Annotated in this window: 12 protein-coding genes; 9 read left to right on the top strand and 3 right to left on the bottom strand. The window is 71.1% G+C overall.

Annotated elements, in window-relative coordinates:
- The first annotated feature begins 19 nt into the window (after positions 1 to 19).
- The 5 genes from WYO_RS23070 (at position 20) to WYO_RS23050 (ending at position 6,164) form a co-directional block, all read left to right on the top strand.
- Positions 20 to 1,330: an efflux RND transporter periplasmic adaptor subunit gene (locus WYO_RS23070; RefSeq protein ID WP_039903841.1), complete on the top strand. Its 1,311-nt coding sequence runs from the start codon at positions 20 to 22 to the stop codon at positions 1,328 to 1,330.
- Between the two features lie 9 nt (positions 1,331 to 1,339).
- The gene (locus WYO_RS23065; RefSeq protein WP_007567052.1) at positions 1,340 to 4,480 is read left to right on the top strand and encodes an efflux RND transporter permease subunit; all 3,141 of its coding nucleotides are present in this window, start codon (positions 1,340 to 1,342) and stop codon (positions 4,478 to 4,480) included.
- Between the two features lie 85 nt (positions 4,481 to 4,565).
- Positions 4,566 to 5,123 carry a DUF4337 domain-containing protein gene (locus tag WYO_RS23060; protein ID WP_007567051.1) on the top strand — a complete coding sequence of 186 codons (558 nt, stop codon included), beginning with the start codon at positions 4,566 to 4,568 and terminating at the stop codon, positions 5,121 to 5,123.
- 117 nt (positions 5,124 to 5,240) lie between these two features.
- The gene (locus tag WYO_RS23055) at positions 5,241 to 5,768 is read left to right on the top strand and encodes a phosphate-starvation-inducible PsiE family protein (RefSeq protein ID WP_007567050.1); all 528 of its coding nucleotides are present in this window, start codon (positions 5,241 to 5,243) and stop codon (positions 5,766 to 5,768) included.
- A gap of 66 nt (positions 5,769 to 5,834) precedes the next feature.
- On the top strand, positions 5,835 to 6,164 hold the full coding sequence (locus WYO_RS23050; RefSeq protein WP_007567049.1) for a DUF1640 domain-containing protein: 330 nt from the start codon (positions 5,835 to 5,837) through the stop codon (positions 6,162 to 6,164).
- Positions 6,165 to 6,183: 19 nt separating this feature from the next.
- On the opposite strand, the gene WYO_RS23045 is transcribed toward WYO_RS23050, so the two are convergent.
- Positions 6,184 to 6,702 carry a TspO/MBR family protein gene (locus WYO_RS23045; protein WP_007567048.1) on the bottom strand — a complete coding sequence of 173 codons (519 nt, stop codon included), beginning with the start codon at positions 6,700 to 6,702 and terminating at the stop codon, positions 6,184 to 6,186.
- 138 nt (positions 6,703 to 6,840) lie between these two features.
- On the opposite strand from WYO_RS23045, the gene WYO_RS23040 reads away from it, so the two are divergent.
- From WYO_RS23040 to WYO_RS23025, 4 genes are all read left to right on the top strand, one after another.
- On the top strand, positions 6,841 to 8,037 hold the full coding sequence (locus WYO_RS23040) for an aminotransferase class V-fold PLP-dependent enzyme (protein WP_007567047.1): 1,197 nt from the start codon (positions 6,841 to 6,843) through the stop codon (positions 8,035 to 8,037).
- A 91-nt stretch (positions 8,038 to 8,128) separates the two neighbouring features.
- Complete coding sequence (locus tag WYO_RS23035; protein ID WP_007567046.1) at positions 8,129 to 8,614, top strand: hypothetical protein; 486 nt, start codon at positions 8,129 to 8,131, stop codon at positions 8,612 to 8,614.
- A 94-nt stretch (positions 8,615 to 8,708) separates the two neighbouring features.
- Positions 8,709 to 9,638: an AEC family transporter gene (locus WYO_RS23030; protein WP_007567045.1), complete on the top strand. Its 930-nt coding sequence runs from the start codon at positions 8,709 to 8,711 to the stop codon at positions 9,636 to 9,638.
- 107 nt (positions 9,639 to 9,745) lie between these two features.
- Positions 9,746 to 10,975 carry an acyl-CoA dehydrogenase gene (locus WYO_RS23025; protein WP_007567044.1) on the top strand — a complete coding sequence of 410 codons (1,230 nt, stop codon included), beginning with the start codon at positions 9,746 to 9,748 and terminating at the stop codon, positions 10,973 to 10,975.
- Between the two features lie 197 nt (positions 10,976 to 11,172).
- Here the strand turns inward: WYO_RS23025 and addB are convergent, their stop codons facing one another.
- Together addB and WYO_RS23015 are read right to left on the bottom strand one after the other, a co-directional pair.
- A complete protein-coding gene (addB, locus tag WYO_RS23020) occupies positions 11,173 to 14,349 on the bottom strand; it encodes a double-strand break repair protein AddB (protein ID WP_007567043.1) in 3,177 nt (1,058 codons plus the stop codon).
- A gap of 299 nt (positions 14,350 to 14,648) precedes the next feature.
- The gene (locus WYO_RS23015; RefSeq protein ID WP_193375364.1) at positions 14,649 to 20,570 is read right to left on the bottom strand and encodes an autotransporter outer membrane beta-barrel domain-containing protein; all 5,922 of its coding nucleotides are present in this window, start codon (positions 20,568 to 20,570) and stop codon (positions 14,649 to 14,651) included.
- Between the last annotated feature and the right edge of the window lie 264 nt (positions 20,571 to 20,834).

Below are 20,834 nucleotides of genomic sequence, written 5' to 3'. Positions count from 1 at the left end.
CGTCGCCTCGGCCCGCGCCATGAAAACGCCGATCTGCCCAGCGACGGAGAGACAAGACCAATACAGGGCCGCCAGAGAGGCTTCCGTTTTGCCGACTTTTTCCGGGCGCGCGTCCCGCCTCTGCCTCCTATGCGGGTTTGCGATCCTCGCCGCTTCTCCCGCGCGCGCCGTGGAGACGGCTGCGGTTCCCGATGCCGCCGCGATCGCGCCGGCCGTCACCGTGGTCCCGGCCGAGCGCCGCGAGATCGTGGAACGGGCCGTGGTCACCGGCACGCTGGTCCCGCGGGACGAGATCCTGGTCGCCCCGGAGGTCGAGGGCCTGCGCATCACCGAATTGCTGGTCGAGGAGGGGGACCGGGTCACCAAGGGCCAGGTGCTCGCGCGGCTGTCGCAGGAGATGATCGTCACCCAGGAGGCCTCGAACGTCGCCGCGGTCGCCCGGGCCGAGGCGGCCATCGTCCAGGCCAAGAGCCAGATCGTCCAGGCCGAGGCGGCTAATATCGAGGCCAAGCAGTCGCTGGAGCGGGCCCAGTCGCTCGCCAAGACCGGCAACGCCACCGCGGCCGTGCTGGAGCAGCGCGTCTCGGCGGCCCAGGGGGCCGAGGGCCGCCTGGCCGCGGCACGGGGCGGCCTGCAATCGGCCCAGGCCGACCTCGCCACCGCGCGGGCGGCCGGATCCGAGATCGCCCTGCGGCGGGCCCGCACCGATATCCGCGCCCCGGAGGCCGGCATCGTCAACCGGCGCACCGCCCGGGTCGGCGCCTCCGTCACGGCGGCGGGGGAGCCGCTGTTCCGACTGATCGCCCGCGGCGAGATCGAGCTGGAGGGCGAGGTGCCCGAGACCTCGCTGGCGCGCATCACGGTCGGCGACCCGGCGAGCCTCGATCTCGACGACGGCCGCCAGCTGCGCGGCAAGGTGCGCCGGGTCTACCCGGAGGTCGACCGGGCGACCCGGCTCGGCAAGATCCGCATCCGCCTCGCCGACGATCCGGTCCTGCGCATCGGCGCCTTCGCCCGCGGCACCGTCGAGGTGGCGCGCCGGGAGGGCATCGCGGTCCCGGTCTCCAGCCTGCTCTACGCCGCGGACGGCCGGGCCAGCGTCCTGGTCGCCAAGGACGGGCGCGTCGAGGCGCGCACCGTCACCACGGGCCTGTCATCAGAGGGATTCACGGAGATCCGCTCGGGCGTCGCCGCCGGCGAGACCGTCGTGGCCCGGGCCGGCAGCTTCCTGCGCGACGGCGACCGGGTGCGGGCCGTTCCCCGCCCGACCGCCGGCACACCCATGAGCGCTCCCGCGAGCCCGCCCATGGCCGACGCGGCCCCGCGGTAGGACAGAGCCATGCGCCTCAACGTCTCCGCCTGGGCGATCCGGAAGCCGCTGCCTTCGGTGGTGCTGTTCCTGGTCCTGATGATCCTCGGCCTGGTCAGCTTCCGGGCCCTGCCGATCACCCGCTTCCCGAATATCGACATCCCGATCGTCTCGGTGACGATCACCCAGTCGGGCGCGGCGCCGGCCGAGTTGCAGACGCAGGTCACCAAGTGGGTCGAGGATTCGATCGCCGGGGTGAAGGGCGTCAAGCACATCCTCTCGACCATCACCGAGGGCATCTCGACCACGACGATCGAGTTCCGCCTGGAGGTGAACCAGGATCGGGCGACCAACGACGTCAAGGACGCCATCGCCAAGATCCGCCAGAACCTGCCGCGCACCATCGACGAGCCGATCGTCTCCCGGGTCGAGATCGCCGGCCTGCCGATCATGATCTACGGCGCCTCCGCGCCCGCCATGACCCCCGAGGACCTGTCGTGGTTCGTGGACGACGTGGTCGCCCGCGGCCTGCAGAGCGTGAAGGGCGTCGGCGGGGTCGAGCGCCTGGGCGGCGTCGCCCGGGAGATCCGGGTCACGCTCAAGCCCGACCGTCTGCTAGCCCTCGGCATCACCGCGGCGGACGTGAACCGGCAGCTGCGCCTGACCTCCGCCGACATGGCGGGCGGGCGCGGCGAGGTTGGCGGGCAGGAGCAGTCGATCCGCGCGCTCGCCGCCTCGGCGAGCCTCGAGACGCTCGCCAAGACCTCGATCGTGGTGCCGGGCAACCGCAAGGTCCGGCTCGACGAGTTGGCGACCCTGTCGGACACCGCCGAGGAGCCGCGCACCTTCGCGCGCTTCAACGGCGAGCCGGTGGTGGCCTTCGCGGTTTCCCGGGCGAGCGGCGCCAGCGACGCCGACGTCTCGGTCGGGGTCGCCAAGAAGATCGCGGCGCTGCACGCGGCCAACCCGGACGTGCGGTTCGACCTGATCGACACGAGCGTCGTCAACACGATCGGCAATTACCACTCGGCCATGATGGGCCTGATCGAGGGCGCGGCGCTCGCGGTCGTCGTGGTGCTGCTGTTCCTGCGCGACTGGCGCGCGACGCTGATCGCCGCGGTGGCGCTGCCGCTCTCGGTGCTGCCGACCTTCTGGGTGATGAGCGCGCTCGGCTTCTCGCTCAACGCCGTGAGCCTGCTGGCGATCACGCTGGTCACCGGCATCCTGGTGGACGACGCGATCGTCGAGATCGAGAACATTGTCCGGCACATGCGGATGGGGAAATCGCCCTACCGCGCCTCGCTGGAGGCCGCCGACGAGATCGGGCTCGCGGTCATCGCCATCACGGCGACGATCATCGCGATCTTCTCGCCGGTCTCGTTCATGGGCGGCATCGCCGGCCAGTATTTCAAGCAGTTCGGCCTGACCATCGCGGCCGCGGTGTTCATGTCGCTGCTGGTGGCGCGGCTGATCACGCCGCTGCTCGCCGCCTATTTCCTGCGCGACCACGGCCCCGACCACACCAAGGACGGGCTCGTGATGCGCGGCTACACCCGGCTGGTGGCCTGGTCGGTGCGGCACAAGTTCATCACGCTGATCCTCGGCATCGCGTGCTTTGCCGCCTCGATCGCCTCCACGGGCCTGCTGCCCGCGGGCTTCCTGCCGGCGGACGACCAGGCGCGCACGCTGTTCGTGCTGGAACTGCCCCCGGGGGCCCGGCTCCCGGATACGGTGAAGCTCAGCGACACGATCGAGCACAAGATCCGGGCGCTGCCCGAGGTAAAGAGCGTCTTCGTCGATGGCGGGCGGCAATTGCCCGGCAAGAAGGAGGTTCGGCTCGCGACGCTGACCATCAACCTCACGCCGAAGAACGCCCGCACGCGCACCCAGAAGCAGGTCGATGCCGAGGTCGCCGCGATCCTGCGCGAGGAGCCGGATATCCGCTTCTGGGCCCTGCGCGAGAGCGGCCAGCGCGACATGGCGCTGATCATCGCCGGCCCCGACAAGGCCGTGGTGGCCGATGTCGCGGCCAAGCTGCAGCGCGAGGCGGCCCAGATCCCGCACTTCGTCAACGTCATGTCGACGGCGCCCCTCGACCGGACCGAGATCCGCATCCGGCCGAAAGCCGGCGTGGCAGCCGATCTCGGCGTCTCCACCGACACGATCGCCGAGACCGTCCGGGTCGGGACGATCGGCGACATCGGCATGAACCTCGCCAAGTTCAACGCCACCGACCGGCAGGTGCCGATCCGGGTGCAGCTGCCCGAGAGCCTGCGCGGCCGCCTGTCCGAGCTCGAGACCCTGAAGGTGCCGGTGAAGGGCGGGGCCGCAGTGCCGCTGGCGACGGTGGCCGATATCAGCCTCGGCCAGGGCCCCACCGGCATCGACCGCTACGACCGCGCCGTGCGCGTCGCCATCGAGGGCGACATGCAGGGCACCGACGCGCTGGCCGAGCTGATCAGCCAGGTGATGAACCTGCCCACCGCCAAGAACCTGCCGCCCGGGGTCACGATCAGCCAGACCGGCGATGCCGAGGTGATGGGCGAGGTGTTCGAGGGCTTCGCCCTGGCCATGGGCGCCGGCCTGATGATGGTGTTCGGCGTGCTGATCCTGCTGTTCGGCAACTTCCTCCAGCCGCTCACTATCCTGTTCTCGCTGCCGCTCTCCATCGGCGGCGCGATCCTGGCGCTGCTGATCTGCCACATGCCGATCTCGATGCCGGTGGTGATCGGCATCCTGATGCTGATGGGCGTGGTCACCAAGAACGCGATCATGCTGGTCGACTTCGCGGTCGAGCAGATCCATGCCGGCGTCGACCGCACCACTGCCATCGTCGATGCCGGCCGCAAGCGGGCGCGGCCGATCGTGATGACCACCATCGCGATGGCCGCCGGCATGGTGCCCTCCGCCATGGCGTTCGGCATCGGCGGCGAGTTCCGCGCCCCGATGGCGGTGGCGGTGATCGGCGGCCTGATCGTCTCCACCGTGCTGTCGCTGGTCTTCGTGCCGGCGATCTTCGTGCTGATGGACGATCTCTCGCGCCTGCTCGGGCGGCTGTTCGGCCGGTTCGTGGGCGAGCGCGACGACCCGCTGGACGAGCCGGGCTACGGCGAGGCGGCGCATCCGGCCAACGATGGTCGCGCGCTGCCGCCGCGGATCGCGGCGGAATAGCATCGGGCGGACGGCGCGGCATTGCGCGCCGGGCCCGGATGGGCTGTGAGTCGCGCCCGAGGAATCAACGGGGAATCGGGAAACGATGTCGGGTGGTCACGGGGCGATCGAGGGTTCGAACAAGCGCGTGGCGCTGCTGATCTCGATCCTGGCTTTGTTCCTCGCCTTCAGCGAGACCCTGGGCAAGGCGGCCCAGACGGATTCCATCGGCTCCAACGTCGAGGCCGCCAACCAGTGGGCGTATTTTCAGGCGCGCACGATCCGCTCGACGGTGCTGAAGACCGCCGACGAGGCGCTGGCCCTGGTGCCGCCCGGCCCGAACCAGGACGCGATCGCGGCCAAGCGCGCCGAATGGGCCAAGACCCTGGCGCGCTGGGAATCCGAGCCCGCCACCGGCGAGGGCCGCAAGGAGCTCACCGCCAAGGCCCGGGCCTCCGAGGAGCGGCGCGACCTGTCGCTGCTGCGCTACCACCATTACGAGCTGGCCTCGGCGGCCTTCCAGATCGGCATCGTGCTGGCCTCGGCCGAGGTGATCACCGGCATCGCCATCCTGGTCTTCGCCGGCGGGTTCCTCGGGCTGGCCGGCGCGGCGCTCCTGGGCTTCGGCTACCTGGCGCCGCACGCGCTGCCGTTCTTCCACTAAAGCACCGTCCCGTACGGGGGTGACCGGCCCCCGGATTGATGCTCTGACTCCGTGACGGACGCGCGTTCGGCCCGAGGCCCGCCCGCCGTCACGGCTTCACCGGGGGGATGCAGCGCGATGGCCGAACAGGACGACGAGCAGGGGCGCCTGACGCGGCTCGCCAGCGGGATCTTCCTGCACACCGAGCACGCGATCTACGCGGCGTTGGGCCTGCTCCTGGCGGTCACCGCGCTCACCGCGCTGATCGACGCCGCCGGGCTGACCTGGGAGGCCCTGCGGGCGCTCGGGGGCGCCGAGAAGATCCTGGAGGTGATCGACCGGCTTCTGTTCCTGCTGATGCTGATCGAGATCCTGCACACGGTGCGGGTCTCGATGCGGTCCGGCAAGCTGACCTGCGAGCCGTTCCTGATCGTCGGCCTGATCGCCTCGATCCGGCGGGTCTTGGTGATCACCCTGCAATCCTCGGAGATCACCCACGCCAAGGATTGGTCCCCGGAGAAGCAGGCCCTGTTCAACGCCTCGATGATCGAGCTCGGCGTGCTGGCCGGCCTGATCATCACGATGGTGCTGGCGATCTTTCTGCTCCACCGCGCCCGGGACGACGGCAAGCCGGCGGGCGACGAGACGACCAGCACCGGGCGCTGACGGCGACGCGAGGACTCGACAGTGAATCGACTGCAAACGCGCGACCCGCGTGATATCGTTGATTCCATGAGCCTCGTCTCTCTCGACACGCTGGCGATCGCACGGAAGCTTCAGCCGGCCGGTTTTTCGGACGCCCAGGCTGAAGCGATGACCGGTGTCTTGCGTGATGCTCGGGAAGCCGACCTGTCGACGCTGGTGACGAAGGTCGATCTCAGTTCCGAGATTGCGCTTGTTAGGTCCGATTTGAAGGCTGAGATCGGTTTGTTGAGATCCGACCTCAGAACTGAGATCGCCGACACGAAGTACGAAATCTTGAAGTGGGCGCTTTCGGCGATCGGCTTCCAGACCATTGTGGTCGTTGGTGCCATCGTGGCGTTGACCAAAGGCCTCCACTGAGCCGTCCCGCCCCCCTCGCTCAGTTCAACCGCAGGATCGCCGCGTTGAGCAGCGTCGCGAAGGCGACCCATCCGGCGTAGGGCACGAGCAGCCAGGCCGCGACCCGGTCGAACCGCCAGGACAGGCGGATCGTCCACAGCACCATGACCAGCAGCATTGCCACCACGATCAGCCCGGTGCCGATCGCGTGGGCCGTGAAGAACACCGGGGTCCAGGCGGCGTTGAGAGCGATCTGGACCAGGAAGGCGATGAGCGCCAACCACCAGCCCTCGCGGCTCGGCCCGGTGCGCGGCATGGCGCCGAGCAACCGCCAGAGCGAGACGGCGATCATCGTGTAGAGGATGGTCCAGGCCACCGGGAAGACCCAGTTCGGCGGGTTGAAGGACGGCTTGGTCAGGCCCGCATACCAGCCCGGGATCTCGGCCTGGGTCGCGGCCGAGCCGATCGCCGCGGTGACCGCCACCGGCACGATCGCGGCGGCGAGCCGCAGCCAGCGCGGCAGGGCCGGGCCCTCGGGGACGTGAAGCGCGGCAGGCATGTCGGTTCGTTCTCCGCTCAAGCATCGGCTTGAAAGATGGGGGCCGGCTTTCGGCAAAGAGGAGGCCGGGTCAAGGCACAGGTTGCAGGCGCGCATGCGCCGTGGCACGCGCCTGCCTCCATCCGCCGGAATTGCCAGATGTCAGAGCCTAACGCGCCGCAACGGGATACGGATACCGGCACGCCGGCGGGCTTCTCGCGCCGCAGCCTCGCCGCGCAGGCCATGGGGCGCATCGAGCCCGAGACCCGCGCGGTGGTGATGCCGCTGCACCTCTCCACCACCTTCATCCGCGATCCCGACAACGGCTATTCCTCGGGCTATTGCTACGCCCGGCCGGACAACGCCACGGTGCGCGAGGCCGAATCCGTCCTGGCGATGCTGGAGGGCGCCGAGGCCGGCGCCCTGCTGTTCGGCTCCGGCATGGCGGCGGCCACCGCCGTGTTCGGTGCGCTGGAGCCGGGCGACCACGTCGTCGCCGGCACCGTCATGTACTGGGCGCTCAAGCGCTGGCTGCGCGAGGAGGCGCCCCGGCGCGGCCTGACCCTGACCTTCGTCGAGACCGACGACACCGAGGCCCTGCGCGCGGCGATCGAGCCCGGGCGGACCAAGCTCGTCTGGATCGAGACCCCCGGCAACCCGCTCTGGACCGTGACCGACATCGCGGCCGCCGCCGAGATCGCCCATGCCGCCGGGGCCCGGCTGGCGGTGGATTCCACCGCGGCCTCGCCGGTCCATACCCGGCCGCTCGAGCTCGGCGCCGACATCGTGATGCATTCCGGCACCAAGATCCTGAACGGCCATTCCGACGTGGTGGCGGGCGTGCTCGCGGGCGCCAAGCCGGACGCGTTCTGGGAGCGGATCCGCGGCATCCGCGCCGGCAGCGGCGGCATCCTGGGGCCGTTCGAGGCCTATCTGCTGATGCGCTCGCTCCGGACCCTGCACCTGCGCGCGGCCGCGCAATCGGCCGGCGCCCTGCGGCTCGCCGAGCGCCTGAGCCTGCATCCGCATGTGAGCCACGTCCTCTATCCCGGATTGCCGGACGATCCCGGGCACGCGGTGGCGCGCCGGCAGATGCAGGACGGCTTCGGCTTCATGCTGTCGATCCGGGTGGCGGGCGGCGAGGCCGGGGCGATCGCCACCGCGGCGCGGGTGCGGCTGTGGAAGCGCGCGACCTCGCTCGGCGGGGTCGAGAGCCTGATCGAGCACCGGGCCTCGGTCGAGGGCCCGGGCAGCCCCTGCCCACCGGACCTGCTGCGCCTCTCCACCGGCATCGAGGATACCGGCGACCTCTACGACGACCTCGACCAGGCCCTGCGCGGCGCGCACGGCGATTGATCGGCGCCGGCGTGGTGCCGAAGGCCGTCCTGGCGCGTTGTGCCGGCAACACCGCCGGCGCACGCCGCCCCAGACTGCGAGTCTCACCACCATGAAGGCCCACCGGACCGCCCATTTCCGCGCGCACCTCGCCGGCACGCTCGCGCTCCTGGCCCTCGGGTCCGGATCCGCTTGGGCCGACACGGTGCCGAACCTCGACGTGGAGACGACCTGCAAGTCGGCCCAGGTCGCCAACACGTCGATCAGCGACAAGGCCAATTACGACGGCTGCCTCCGCTCCGAGCGGGAAGCCAAGCGCGAGGCCGAGAGCCACTGGGGCAGCTACACCAACGCCGCCAAGCGCCAGTGCGAGAGCCAGTTCAAGGCGGGCGGCTATCCGTCCTATGTCGAGATGGTGACCTGCCTGGAACTGGCCTCCGGCACCGTGCCGACTCAGTCCGGCCAGGGCGGCACCGCCGTCGGCGGTCCGGGCTCTCCGAAGGACGTCAAGGCGCAGCGGGAGGGCGGTGCCAACCTGACCAAGGAGCCGCCCGCCAGCCAGCGCACGAACCCGATGGAGGTTCTGGAGAACAAGTAGCCCGGAAACCCGCCCCCGGATTCGACCCGGGGGCGCAAAAGCCGGCATCGGCGTGCTATGCGCGGGCCTCCCCGCCCAGAGCCCCGCCGGATCCGTGAACGCCCTCGCCATCATCGCCCCGATCTTCGGGATCGTCCTGATCGGCTGGGGCGCGGCGCTCACTGGGCTCCTGTCCGACAAGGTCAGCGACGGCCTCTCGGAATACGTTTTCGCGGTCGCGGTGCCGGCCCTGATCATCGCGACGCTGACCCGGCCGGGCATGACCGGCGAGGTCGCCTGGAGCTACTGGATCTCGTATTTCGGCGGCGCCGGCCTGTCCTGGTTCGTCGGCACCCTGATCGCCCGGCGGCGCGCCGGGATCGAGCGGCGCGGCGCGATCCTGCACGGCTTCGCGGCGAGCCAGTCGAACACCGTGTTCGTCGGCGTGCCGATGATCCTCCAGGCCTACGGCGAAGACGGCGCCTTCCCGCTGTTCATGCTGCTGGCCGTCCACCTGCCGCTGATGATGGGCTGCGCCACCTTCCTGATCGAGTCCGATTCCGGCCTGCCGGTCCTGGCCCGGATCCGCGGCCTCGCCCTGGTCCTGCTCAAGAACCCGATCTTCGTGGCGCTGATCATCGGCATGGCGATGAAGAGCCTCGGCGTCACCCCGAGCGGCATCCCCAAATCGCTGATCGACGCCTTCGCGGGCACCGCCTCGACCTGCGCGCTGGTGGCGCTGGGCGCCGGGCTCAAGCGCTACCGGGTGCTGTTCGATCTCAAGGGCGCCCTGGTGATCGCGGCCCTGAAGAACCTGCTGCACCCGCTGGCCGTGTGGCTGCTCGCGTTCCACGTCTTCAGGATGCCCACCGCCTATGCGGGCGTCGCAACTCTCTTTGCCGCCATGCCGGTGGGGATCAACGCCTACCTGCTGGCAGCCCGCTACCGAACCGAGACCGGGATGGTCGCGGCCTCCGTGCTGGTCTCGACCCTGCTGGCGCCGCTGACGACGCTCCTCTGGCTGACGATCCTCGGCCGGGCGTGACGCCGCGGCCCCGGCGTCACTGGGCGCGTTGGACGGCGGGGAGCATGGGTCTAGGGTAGCGCCAAGCGCGGGGCCGAAGCCCCATACCCTGTAGGCGAGGAAACCCCATGAACGCTCCGATGCGCCCCCCGGGCAGCGCCTCCCCGTCGGCCCCGGCCTCGGCGCGCTTCGTCTGGGAAGACCCGTTCCTGCTGGAGGACCAGCTCACCGAGGACGAGCGGGCGATCCGCGACGTGGCCCAGAGCTTCGCGCAGGAGCAGCTCCTGCCCGGCATCGTCGCGGCCTATGCCGAGGAGAAGACCGATCCCGGCCTGTTCCGGAAGATGGGCGAACTCGGCCTGCTCGGCGTGACCCTGCCGGAGGAATACGGCTGCGCCGGCGCCTCCTACGTCGCCTACGGGCTGGTGGCGCGGGCCGTCGAGGCGGTGGATTCCGGCTACCGCTCGATGATGAGCGTCCAATCCTCCCTCGTCATGTACCCGATCCACGCCTACGGCTCTGAGGAGCAGCGCCAGAAGTTCCTGCCCAAGCTCGCCTCGGGCGAGTGGATCGGCTGCTTCGGCCTGACCGAGCCGGATGCCGGCTCCGATCCCGCCGGCATGAAGACCAAGGCGGAGAAGATCGACGGCGGCTACCGGATCTCGGGCGCCAAGATGTGGATCTCGAACGCGCCCTTCGCCGACGTGTTCGTGGTCTGGGCGAAGTCCGACGCGCATGACGGCGCGATCCGCGGCTTCGTCCTGGAGAAGGGCATGACAGGCCTCTCCGCCCCGACCCTGAAGGGCAAGCTCTCCTTGCGCGCCTCCACCACAGGCGAGATCGTCATGGAGGGCGTCGAGGTCGGCGAGGACGCGCTGCTTCCCAACGTCTCCGGGCTCAAAGGTCCCTTCGGCTGCCTCAACCGGGCGCGCTACGGCATCTCCTGGGGCGCCATGGGCGCGGCGGAGGATTGCTGGCACCGGGCGCGCAACTACACGCTGGAGCGCAAGCAGTTCGGCCGCCCCCTCGCTCAGACGCAGTTGGTCCAGAAGAAGCTCGCCGACATGCAGACCGAGATCACCCTCGGCCTCCAAGCCTCGCTGCGGGTCGGGCGGTTGATGGACGAGGGCAAGATGGCCCCCGAGATGATCTCGCTGATCAAGCGCAACAATTGCGGCAAGGCCCTCGACATCGCCCGCACCGCCCGGGACATGCATGGCGGCAACGGCATCATGGGCGAGTACCACGTGATGCGCCACGCCCAGAACCTCGAGACGGTCAACACCTACGAGGGCACCCACGACGTCCACGCGCTGATCCTGGGCCGGGCCCAGACCGGGTTGCAGGCGTTCTTCTGAGACTTGGGGTCCGGGCCCCTCGCCCACCCCGCCATCTCTCACCCACCCCCTCATCCTGAGGTGCGGCGCAGCCGCCTCGAAGGAGGCCTCAAGGGATCGCGCGGCCGGCTGGAGGGCTCCTTCGAGGCCTCCGCCGCGCTCCGGCGCCTCAGGATGAGGGCCGGGGGTCGGATGGATCGGTGTCGGCAGGAACGCCGCTACTCGCCACCCTCTTCGCCGCCGAGCGACCATTCCAGCACCCGCGCCAGGTGGTCATACGCCCCGTACTGGCTGGCATATTGCGGGTAGGGCCGAGCCGTGTAGGCGGCCTCGCCGGTGAGGAAGCGGGCGATCAGGCCCTTCAAGCGGGTGGCGTGCTCGGCCACGATCGCCTCGACGCTGCGCTCCTCGCCCCGGGGCGGCTTCACCGGGGCCGGGACGAACGGCTTCCGCCCGCCCGAGGCGTGGACGTAGAGCAGGTCCGGCGTGGTCTTCACCGCCGGCAGGCCGTCGAAGGCGCCGTGCATCAGCATCGCCGCCTCCAGGGTGAGCTGGGGCGAGAAGCCGGAAAAGATCATCTTGGCCGAGGGCGGCGTTCCGGTCTTGTAATCGACGATGCAGGCGCTGCCGTCCGGGCGCAGCTCGATCCGGTCGGCCCGGGCGCGGAGGGTGAAGCTCTCGCGGCCCATGGGGATCACCCAGCGCCCGGAGACCTCCGGGTGGATGCGCCTGAGGCCCGGTCGGCGCTCCGCCTCCCAGGCGAGGTAGGCCGCGGCCATGCGCTCGTAGCGCGGCCACCACTCCGCGTAGAGCTCCGGATAGGTGTCGGCGATCTCACCGAAGGCGTTGGTGGCGATGGCGAAGAGATGCTCCTCCGCCCGGCGGGGCAGGCTCTCCGGATGGAGCCGGGCGAATTCCGCGAAGATGTCGTGGACGAGTGAGCCGCGGGTGGCGACGCTCGGCACCGCGGCCAGCGGCTCCAGGGGATCGAGCCCGAGCACGTGGCGGGCGAAGATGCTGTAGGGGTCGCGCACCAGCGTCTCGATCTCGGTGACGCTGAGCGAGCGCGGGAACAGGGCCGGGTCCGGCTTCGGCGCCGGGCGCTTCAGCCGCTTCTCGGGCGGGGCGGCGTCAAGGCGGGCGGCGAGGCCGGTGAAGCGTCGTCCGGCTTCCAGCACCGTCTCCCAGCGGGCATCGCCGGACAGCGCGCGCAGGCGCTGGATCAGGCGGGACGGCACGGTCGGCGAGCCCTCGCGCTTGAGCGCCCGGGTGATCACCGCATCGCGGCAACCCAGCGCCTGCACGAAATCGTGCGCCATCTGGCCGATGCGCCGCTCGGGCGGGTTGAGGCCGACCCGCTCGCGCATCGGCCGGTTGAGGAAGGCGTCGGTCAGGGTCCGCACCGGCCAGACGCCCTCGTCGAGGCCGCCGAGCACCACCCGGTCCACCGACAGCAGCCGCGCCTCCAGCAGGCCGAGGATGCGCAGGCGCGGATGCGGCGCCTCGCCGGAACAGCCGACCAGGCGCTCCCGGGCGAGCGAGGTGAAGAAGGTCGCGTAATCGTCGAACCGCCCCGGCATCAGGCCGGGCTCGGCCATCTCCAGATCGTCGAACAGGGCGTCGAGGCAGGACAGGGAGCCGTCCTCGATCGCCTCCGGCGCGTCCTCCGGGCCGGCGATCAGCCAGTCGCAGGCGGCGCGGTGGAGCGCAGCGACGGCGACGAGATCGCACTCGCCGGCCCCGTCCGGGCCGGGAAACGCGGCGAAAACCTGATCCAGCCGTTTGAGCAGGTCTTCCGCGAGGTCCCAGTCGATATCCTTAAGGCGGCGCTTGGCCCGGGGGCGGCGCTCCGGCGGGCCGACGCGCTCGGCTGCCAAGGCATTCCGCAGCCCGGAAAAGCCCGGGGCTGGGACGGGGCCGCGCAGCAGCCCGATCTCCAGGGCGGCCGCGCCGCGCACCACGTCGGACCGGGGCAGGCCGAGGCGGACCATCGGGTGCGAGAGCAGCGCGATCAGCCGGGCCGGAATCGCGTCGGCCTGGTTGCGGGCGAGGTCGGCGGCCAGCTCCGCGGTGAGCCGGGCGAGGCGTCCGGCGGGGCTCCCGGCAAGCGCCAGCCCGGCCGAATCCTCGGCGACGATGCCCCAGCGCAGCAACTCCACCGCGACCCGGCCGGCGAGCCCGCGATCCGGGGTGACCAGGGCCGCGGTGGCGCCGGGCACCTCAAGGGTCGCGCGCAGGGCGAGCGCCGCGACCAGGGCCTCCTCGCGCTCGTCGGCGGCCTCGGCCAGAGCGAGCCCATCGAGGCCGCGCTCGGCGATCGCGTCCCGCTGGCCCGGGTCGAGATCGGCCCAGGCGTCGGTGGTGTCGGCCGGGCGCAGGGCCTGCGACAGCAGCATGGACCGGGCCGCCTGGCCGCCATCGGGATCGCCCAACGCCACGATTTCCGCCCGCGACAGGGCGAGATTGTCCGGCCCAAGCAGCCGGTGCAGCACCGCCTGGGGATGCCCGTGGGCGATCACCCGCGAGAATCCCTCGCCGGTATCGATGCCGGACCAGCCGGCCTCGTCGAGGTCGAGATCGAGACCGGGCAGGACCACGGCGCCCCGGGGCAGCTTCGCCACAGCCGCGATCAGCCGGGCCGTGGCGGGCACGGAGCCCAGCGAACCGGCGACGATCACGGGATCCGTCGGCGCGGTCCGGGCGAGGCGCTGGCCCTCGGCGAGGACGAGGCCCCGGGCGCGGGCCACCGGGTCGGACAGGCCGCGCTCGGCCAGGAGCTTCGGCCAGTTCTCCGCGGCGATCTTCACGAAATCGAGGGTCAGGCCGAAATAGCGCGAATACTCCGCCTCCACGGCGGCGCCGATCTCCGACCAGGGCAGGCCCTCGACGGTGAGCGCATCCATCAGCCGCTCGAGATCGCCCGCCAGCCCGACCGCGTCGGCCGGCGAGGACGGCACCAGGAACGGCACCTCGGCATCCAGCGGCAGCAGGGTGCGGTCCACGGTCTGCGCCCAGGCCTGGACCAGGCGGGCCAGGATCAGCCGCCGCTCCAGGGGCGGCATCGGCGTGCTGAGCGGATCGTTGTCCTCCAGCTGCGGCTCGGAGGCGAGGTCGAGCTCCGCCTCGTCGGCCTCGCCCAGCGGGATCATCCGGGGCAGCAGCGCCGCGTAGCCCGGCGCACCGCGCTCATGCGCAAGGCGGCCGAGCCTTTCGGCCAGGATCGCGCCGAGCGCCCGCGCGGCGCGGCGGGTCGGCAGGTAGATCGTGACCGCGGCGAGCGCCAGCGGATCCTCCGCCACCGGCCCGACCAACCGGCCGGCCAGCAGCGCCTCCGCGAGGGTCGGCAGGAACGGGACGCCCCGGGTGATGGTGAAGACGGCCTGCCGGTCTGACATGGGGCGCCTTGTACGCGCGCGCGGCGGGCCGGGACAGGGGCGTGCGACGCTGGCGAGCGGCGACCTGCACCGTCATCGCGAGCGCCCCGAAAGCGGGCAGGCCCAATTTCTGCTCAGGGTCATGTTCGACCGTCGAGCAGAATTGAGGTGCATGCCCGCGTTCCGGCAGCTCGCACAGCAACCTGTACGAGTGGGTCGGGCCGCTTTTCGCCAGCCTGCCTTCAAGCGGCCAAGCTAGAGAAGCAGGCGGCCGCCGGAGACACGACATCGGCAGCCTGGCGCCCGACCACGTAGGCTCCTCAGAAGCGTAGCTGCATCCGGGCGGTCCCGGCATGCGAGAGGAAGTGGTCGCCGACCTGGCCCTGATACTCGCCGGTCACCTCGATGCCGCCGCCGAGGCTGATCTGGAAACCAAGCCCCAACTCGCCGAGGCGGTCGGGGATGGCCGATTCCGTAGAGAACAGCCCGAGCGCACCGGTGCCCTGGAAGCTCGCCTTGCCGGTGAAGTGGTCGTCCGAGAGGAGCGTGACGCCGAGGGTGCCGAAGGGCCGGATCCAGCGCCCTTCGTCGAGGTCGATCCGCCCGCCGATCTCCAGCATCGGGCTGAACGCCACCAGCGTCTTGGCGACGGGGCGCATGTCGAGATTGAACCCCGGGGCGCCGGTCTCGGAATAGGCCGGGCTGTAGCTGTAGAGCAGGTCGAGATCGGCATAGGGCTTGAGGTACCAGTCCCCGAACAGGACCTGATAGCTCGCCCGCAGCCTGCCGCCCGCGGTCAGGATCCCGGACTTGCTGCGCGCCGTGGCGGTGGTGCCGCCGAAATCGATCAGGCGCTTGTTGTCGGCCCAGGCATAGCCGAGATTGGCCGAGGCCGCGAGGAGCCAGGGGCCGATCTGGTGCTTGAGCGCCGCCGACACGTCGCCGGCATCGCTGGTCGTCCCGGTGATCCGGTCGGGGTCGCTCTGGAGCGCGCGGGTATAGGCGCCGGTGAGGCCGAAGAACCAGTCCGGGGCGAACTCGGTCTGGAGACCGCTCTGGTAGCTGAGAGCGCTCTGGTGGTAGCCGACGTCGTCGGCCGTCGCGGACTGGGTCGTGTGGGCGCTGGTGATGCGGCCCCAGACGCACTCGCCCTCGCGCAGGAGCGTGCCGGTGCCGGTGAAGGCCGGGCAGCTCATGGCCCGCTGGAGGCCCTTGCGGGTGTCGAGGGTCCGGTCGGTCAGGTTGTCCTGGTTGGATTCCGGCTTCAGCTCGTCCAGGGCGGCGGCATAGGCCTTCTGGCTGTCGACGGAGAGGAAGCGCCCGTAGAGGGTTCCGAGCTTGGTGGTGTTGCCGTCCCAGGCATCCTGCAGGCCCTGGGCGACGCTGCGCTGGTCCGAGGTGAGGGTCACGCCCGTCGGCTCCGTGAACCGGGCCCTCGGGACCAGTGAGAGGCTGTCGCCCGATGCAACGATCGACCAGGAGATCGGGACCGCGCCGGAATGGATACTGCCGCCGGTCACCATGGCACTGCTCTCCATGATCCGGCCGGCCCGCAGGAAGGTGTACTGGCCGGGCAGCAGCCCGTCGATCAAATGTGGCTCGACCACGCCCTTCAGGGAGGCGGTGCCGGTCACGGTCAGGAGATCGGCGCGCAGGGCGCCCTCCGGCGCCAGGGGGGCGACGTCGACCAGCAGACGCCCGTACTCGCTCTGCGCGAAACTGCCGGTCACCGTCGCGCGGGCGACCCGTCCGACGCCGCCGATGTCGAGGATGGCGCTGTTGTGCAAGCGGCCGTTCGGCCCCAGGGCGATGACGCCGTCGGGGCCGGTGCGCAGGATCGCCGAGGTCGCACTCGTGTTCTGGAAACCGCCGTTGATGAAGGTGACGCTCCCCGCCTGACCGGCGGCCAGGTCCACGTCGCCGATCACGGTGCCGTAATTGTTGATCTCGCCGGCGGAGAATGCGCCGACGATGGCCCGGCCCGAAGCCGCGCTGACCACGGCGCGCCCGCCGATCACGATCGTATTGTAGCGCCCGCCGTCGATGCGGATTGCCGCCCCGGTGCCGCTGCCACCTGTGACGAGATCGTTCACCCGGAGGTTGATCCTGCCGCCCCGCTCCCGGTCCGGTTCGAGGCTTCCGTCGGTGCGCTGGACGCCGGATTGGGCGAAGATCGCGTTCGCGTCGAGGCCCGACGCGATGATCGATCCGGATGCGTTGATGGTGATGTTGCCGCCCTTGCCGGTGGAGTTGGGACGGTTCTGGCCCGACGCCCCGGCGGCCGGGCCGGTCAGATCCAGGAGCAGGCCGCCGCCACCGCCGAGGCTCTGGGTGAAGACGCCGTGGGACTGGGCGCCGGTCGTGCGGATCGCGCTGCCGTCCTCCAGCGTCACCCGGATGTCCCCTCCATCCCCGTTGGAGCCGTCGCGCAGCGCGTAGGGCACCGCGTAGCCCATCACCTGATGCGCGCCGCCATAGCCGCCACCGCCGCCGATCGATTGCAGCAGCAAAGCCGGTGCCGCGTCACCGGTGGTGGAGACCTGGGCACCCGCGGCGAGGCTCACCGTGACCGGACCGCCATTCCCCGAGGCGCCGCCCGCGCCGCCGATGCCGAACGTGTATTTGTGGCCGCCCGGGCCGGCCGCGACCGAGGCGAGCCCGCCGCCGCCGCCGATGCTCTGAGCCAGGATGCCGACGGCGCCAAAGCCGCTCGTGGCGATCGTGCCGGATTGCACCACCGTGACGATGCCGCCGTCGCCCGCCATGCGTCCGGAGCCGCCGAGCGTCAGGCTCCCGGATTTCTCCGACACCTGGGTTGGCTTCTCCGGAGGGGCGATCCGCTCGATATCGAGCGCCGAGAGCAGGGCATCCGCCAGGGCCTGGGCGTCGCTCTTGCCCCCGCTCTTCTTCGCAGCGCCGGTCTCGGACTTGCCCTCGGACGCGCCCTTGGCGGAAGCCGCGGTTCCGTTCTCCGCGGCGGGCGTATCAGTCTTCTCGTCGTCCGTGCCGGCGGATGGCACGGAGAAGCTGCCGCCGCCGCCGCCGATGCTCTGGGCGACCACGGCGTGGGCCTCGGCCCCGGAGGTGGTCACCGAGCCGCGGTTCTCGACCCGAACCCATCGGCCATTCGCCCCGGTTCCGCCGGAGCCTCCGACGGTGAGATTCAAGGTCAGGCCCTTGTTCGCGCTGCTGTTGGTGACGCTGCCGGCCACACCATTGCCGCCGCCGCCACCGATGCTCTGCGCATAGAGACCGTAGGCGGCGTCCTCCAGGGTGGCGACGCTGCCGGTATTCAGGATCTTGACCGTGCCACCGGTGTTGCCGCTGCCGCCCGTGCCGCCGAGCGTCGCCGTCAGATTGGTCTTGTTTGTCGCCTCCGCAAAGGAGAGCCCGCCCTGGCCGCCGCCGCCGCCGATGCTCTGCGCGAGGATGCCGTGCGAGCCGATGCCCCGCGTCACGATGGTGCCGCCGTTCTCGACCGAGACGGCACCGCCGTTCCCGCCCTCCGCGCCGCTCCCGCCGAGCGACAGGGTGAACGAGGCGTCGGGCAGCTTGTTGGCGCCCTTCTTCTGCGCCTCCAGATAGTTCGAGACGCCGGTGCTGTAGGACTTGAGCGCCTTGCCGAAATCGGAATTCTTGAGCTCGTCCGCCAGTTTCTTGTACGTGTCGCTGGTCTTGATGTCCTTCAGGAATTGATCGAGATCGTCCTTGTTTGTCTTGTCTTTCGCCCATTCCTCGTAGGCGGTGATGCCAATCGTCTTCTTGATCTGCTTCCAGATCGCGCCCACGGTGTCGGGGTTGGAGATGTCACGCGCCGCGACGCTGCCGCCCATGCCGCCGCCGCCGCCGATGCTCTGCGCGGCGATCCCGTGTGAGCCGTCACCGCTGGTCGCGATCACGCCGCCGGCGGCGTTGGTGACGGTCACGTCGCCGCCACTGCCGCCGCGGCCGCCCTTGCCGCCGAGCGTCAGGTTGACGGCGAGCTTGCCCACGGCCGATCCGGACACGGTGCCGCCATTGCCGCCGCCCCCGCCGATGCTCTGAGCCTCGATGCCGTGAGCGTTCGACCCGCCGGTCGTGATCGCGCCCCGATTCGTCACCGTCACCAAACCGCCGGCGTTGCCTTTCCCCGTCCCGCCGCCGATCGTCTCCGTCACCGAGAGGGAATCGGCGATCGGGAGTTTTCCGACGAGGCTGTTGAGGGTCGTGTCGAAGGAGAAGCCGGGGGCCGCGAGGCTCGAGGCGTTGCCGCCGTTGCCGCCGCCGCCGCCGATGCTCTGTGCCGCGATGCCGATGGCGCCGTCCCCGGAGGTGCGCACCACCCCGCTATTCTCGGCCGTCACCGTGCCGCCATTGCCGCCGCCGCCGCCCGTACCGCCCAGCGTCGAGGACGCTGAGACGGCCGTCTGGCCCGGCGGCGCGACCGCCAGCGCGTAGGCCGCCGCATCCCCGCCGATACCGCCGCCGCCGCCGACGCTGAGGGCCAGGAGGCCGATGGCGGAGTCGCCGTAGGTCGTGACCAGGCCGGAATTGATCACACCCGCCACGCCGCCGTTGCCGCCATCCCCGCCCGAACCGCCGATCGTGGTAGAGAAGGCGAAGCTCGGCAGCGCCTGGCCGCTCGGCGTGACCAGGGGCGCCGTGATCGCCGTCGCGCTGGCGAGGCCACCGACCCCGCCCCCGCCGCCGATGCTGAGGACGGACAGACCGTTCGCGCCGTAACCCGAGGTCGTCACGGTCGTGCTGCTCTCGATCTGGGCCTCGCCGCCGCTGCCGCCCTTCCCGCCGGATCCGCCGATCGCCCAGGACGCCGAAATCACCGCGCCGACCGCGATGCTCTTGACGTCGCCGCCCACGCCGCCGCCGCCGCCGATGCTCTGCACCAGCACGGCCGTCGATCCGTCCCCGGCCGTCTCGACCAGGCCACCGATACCGGTGAAGCGGGCGAGGCCGCCATTGCCGCCGCCGCCCCCGCTGCCGCCCAGGCCGACCGAGAAGAAGGCTCCCGCCGGGAAAGAACCGCCGCCGCTGCCGCCACTGCCGCCGATGCTCTGGGCCAGGACGCCGAAGGCCGTCGAGCCTTCCGTGAGGACCCGGCCGCCTTCGTTGATGATCGTGGCAGTCCCGCCCGCGCCCCCCGTGCCACCGGTACCGCCGCGGCCGAACCAGTACGAGATGCCCCCGGCGCCGCCGCCAGTGGTCTTGGGTGCCACCTCAAGGGCCGTGAGCGGCAGTGCCGAGAGGGCGCTGCCGCCGCCGATGCTCTGGGCGACCAGGCCGGTCGCGCCGGCGCCGGAGGTCGTCACCGTGCCGCTGTTGGTCAGGGTCACCGTCCCGCCCGGAGCGGCGTCGCCACCGCTGCCGCCGCCGAAGACGCCGCCGCCGCCCTGGCCGCCGGGGCCGCCGACCGATTGCGCGACGAGGCCCAGGGCGTAGTCGCCCTCCGTGACGACCGTGCCCCGTTGGGTCACCGTCACGGTGCCGCCGTCACCGCCCCGGCCACCGGGCCGGCCGCCGGCATCGGGCTGGCTCCCGCCGTTGCCGCCGATGCTCTGGACGAGGCCGCCGAGGGCATAGTCGCCGGAGGTCCGGATCGTCCCGGACATGTCCAGGCGCGCGGTGCCGCCCGCGCCCCCCTGCGTCACGAACGGGTTGCTGAACGCGGTCCCGGACCCGCGGATCGAGCCCGCGCCGCCGATGGACTCGACGATCACCGCCGTCGCTCCGACACCGTCGGTGATCACCTGGCCGGACCGCGTCACCGTGAGTGCGGCTGGGCCGCCGGCACCGCCGCGTCGGGACGCGGTCTGGTCCGCGTCGGTGCCCCCGGCGCCGGCATTGCCGCCGATCGCGCTGACCCGGACCCCGAGGAAAGCCTGCCCCTCGGTCGACACGCGGGACGACAGGGTCAGGCTGGCCGGCCCGGCATCGCCGCCGCCGCCGACATCCTTCTGGGCGTCGCCACCGTTTCCGCCTCTGGAATAGACCCAGAACCGGGGGATCGGCTTGAAATCAAGCTCGGAGACGCCGTTCCGCGTGACATAGCCGACCTGCTCGCCCTGCCCGGTCACGTCCTCCGCCAGCGTCGCAGTAACGGCACCGCCGCGTCCGCCGTTGGCACCCGGGACGGAGGCCCAGGCGCGCGTGTCGCCCCGGCCGCCCCGGCCGCCCTTCGATCCGATCGCGATGGTTGCATCCGCCTCGCGTCCTGCGGATGCGGGATCGACATCGATCAAACTCAAGTCGCCGCCGTTCTGGCCGGGTGTCGCCTCGACATTCGACAAGAAAGCGTTGGCTTGTCCGTTCCGGCCGTCCGCGCCGACCCTCACCTGCGGAACCGGTCGTTCGGCAGCGCGCGCCGGCATTGCCGCGATCAGAGCCAGGACGGCAACGGACGAGACTAGGAGCTGGCGCGGGTCGCAGGCATTCTGGCCGCAAGCCGGGACACGCAGCTGAGCGTAGAAGGGCGGCATCGAAACAAGTCTCTTTGCCCGCACGGCCGTGCG

The sequence above is a fragment of the Methylobacterium sp. GXF4 genome (assembly GCF_000272495.1).
Lineage (GTDB): Bacteria > Pseudomonadota > Alphaproteobacteria > Rhizobiales > Beijerinckiaceae > Methylobacterium > Methylobacterium brachiatum.
This window is presented reverse-complemented; position numbering and strand designations above follow the sequence as displayed.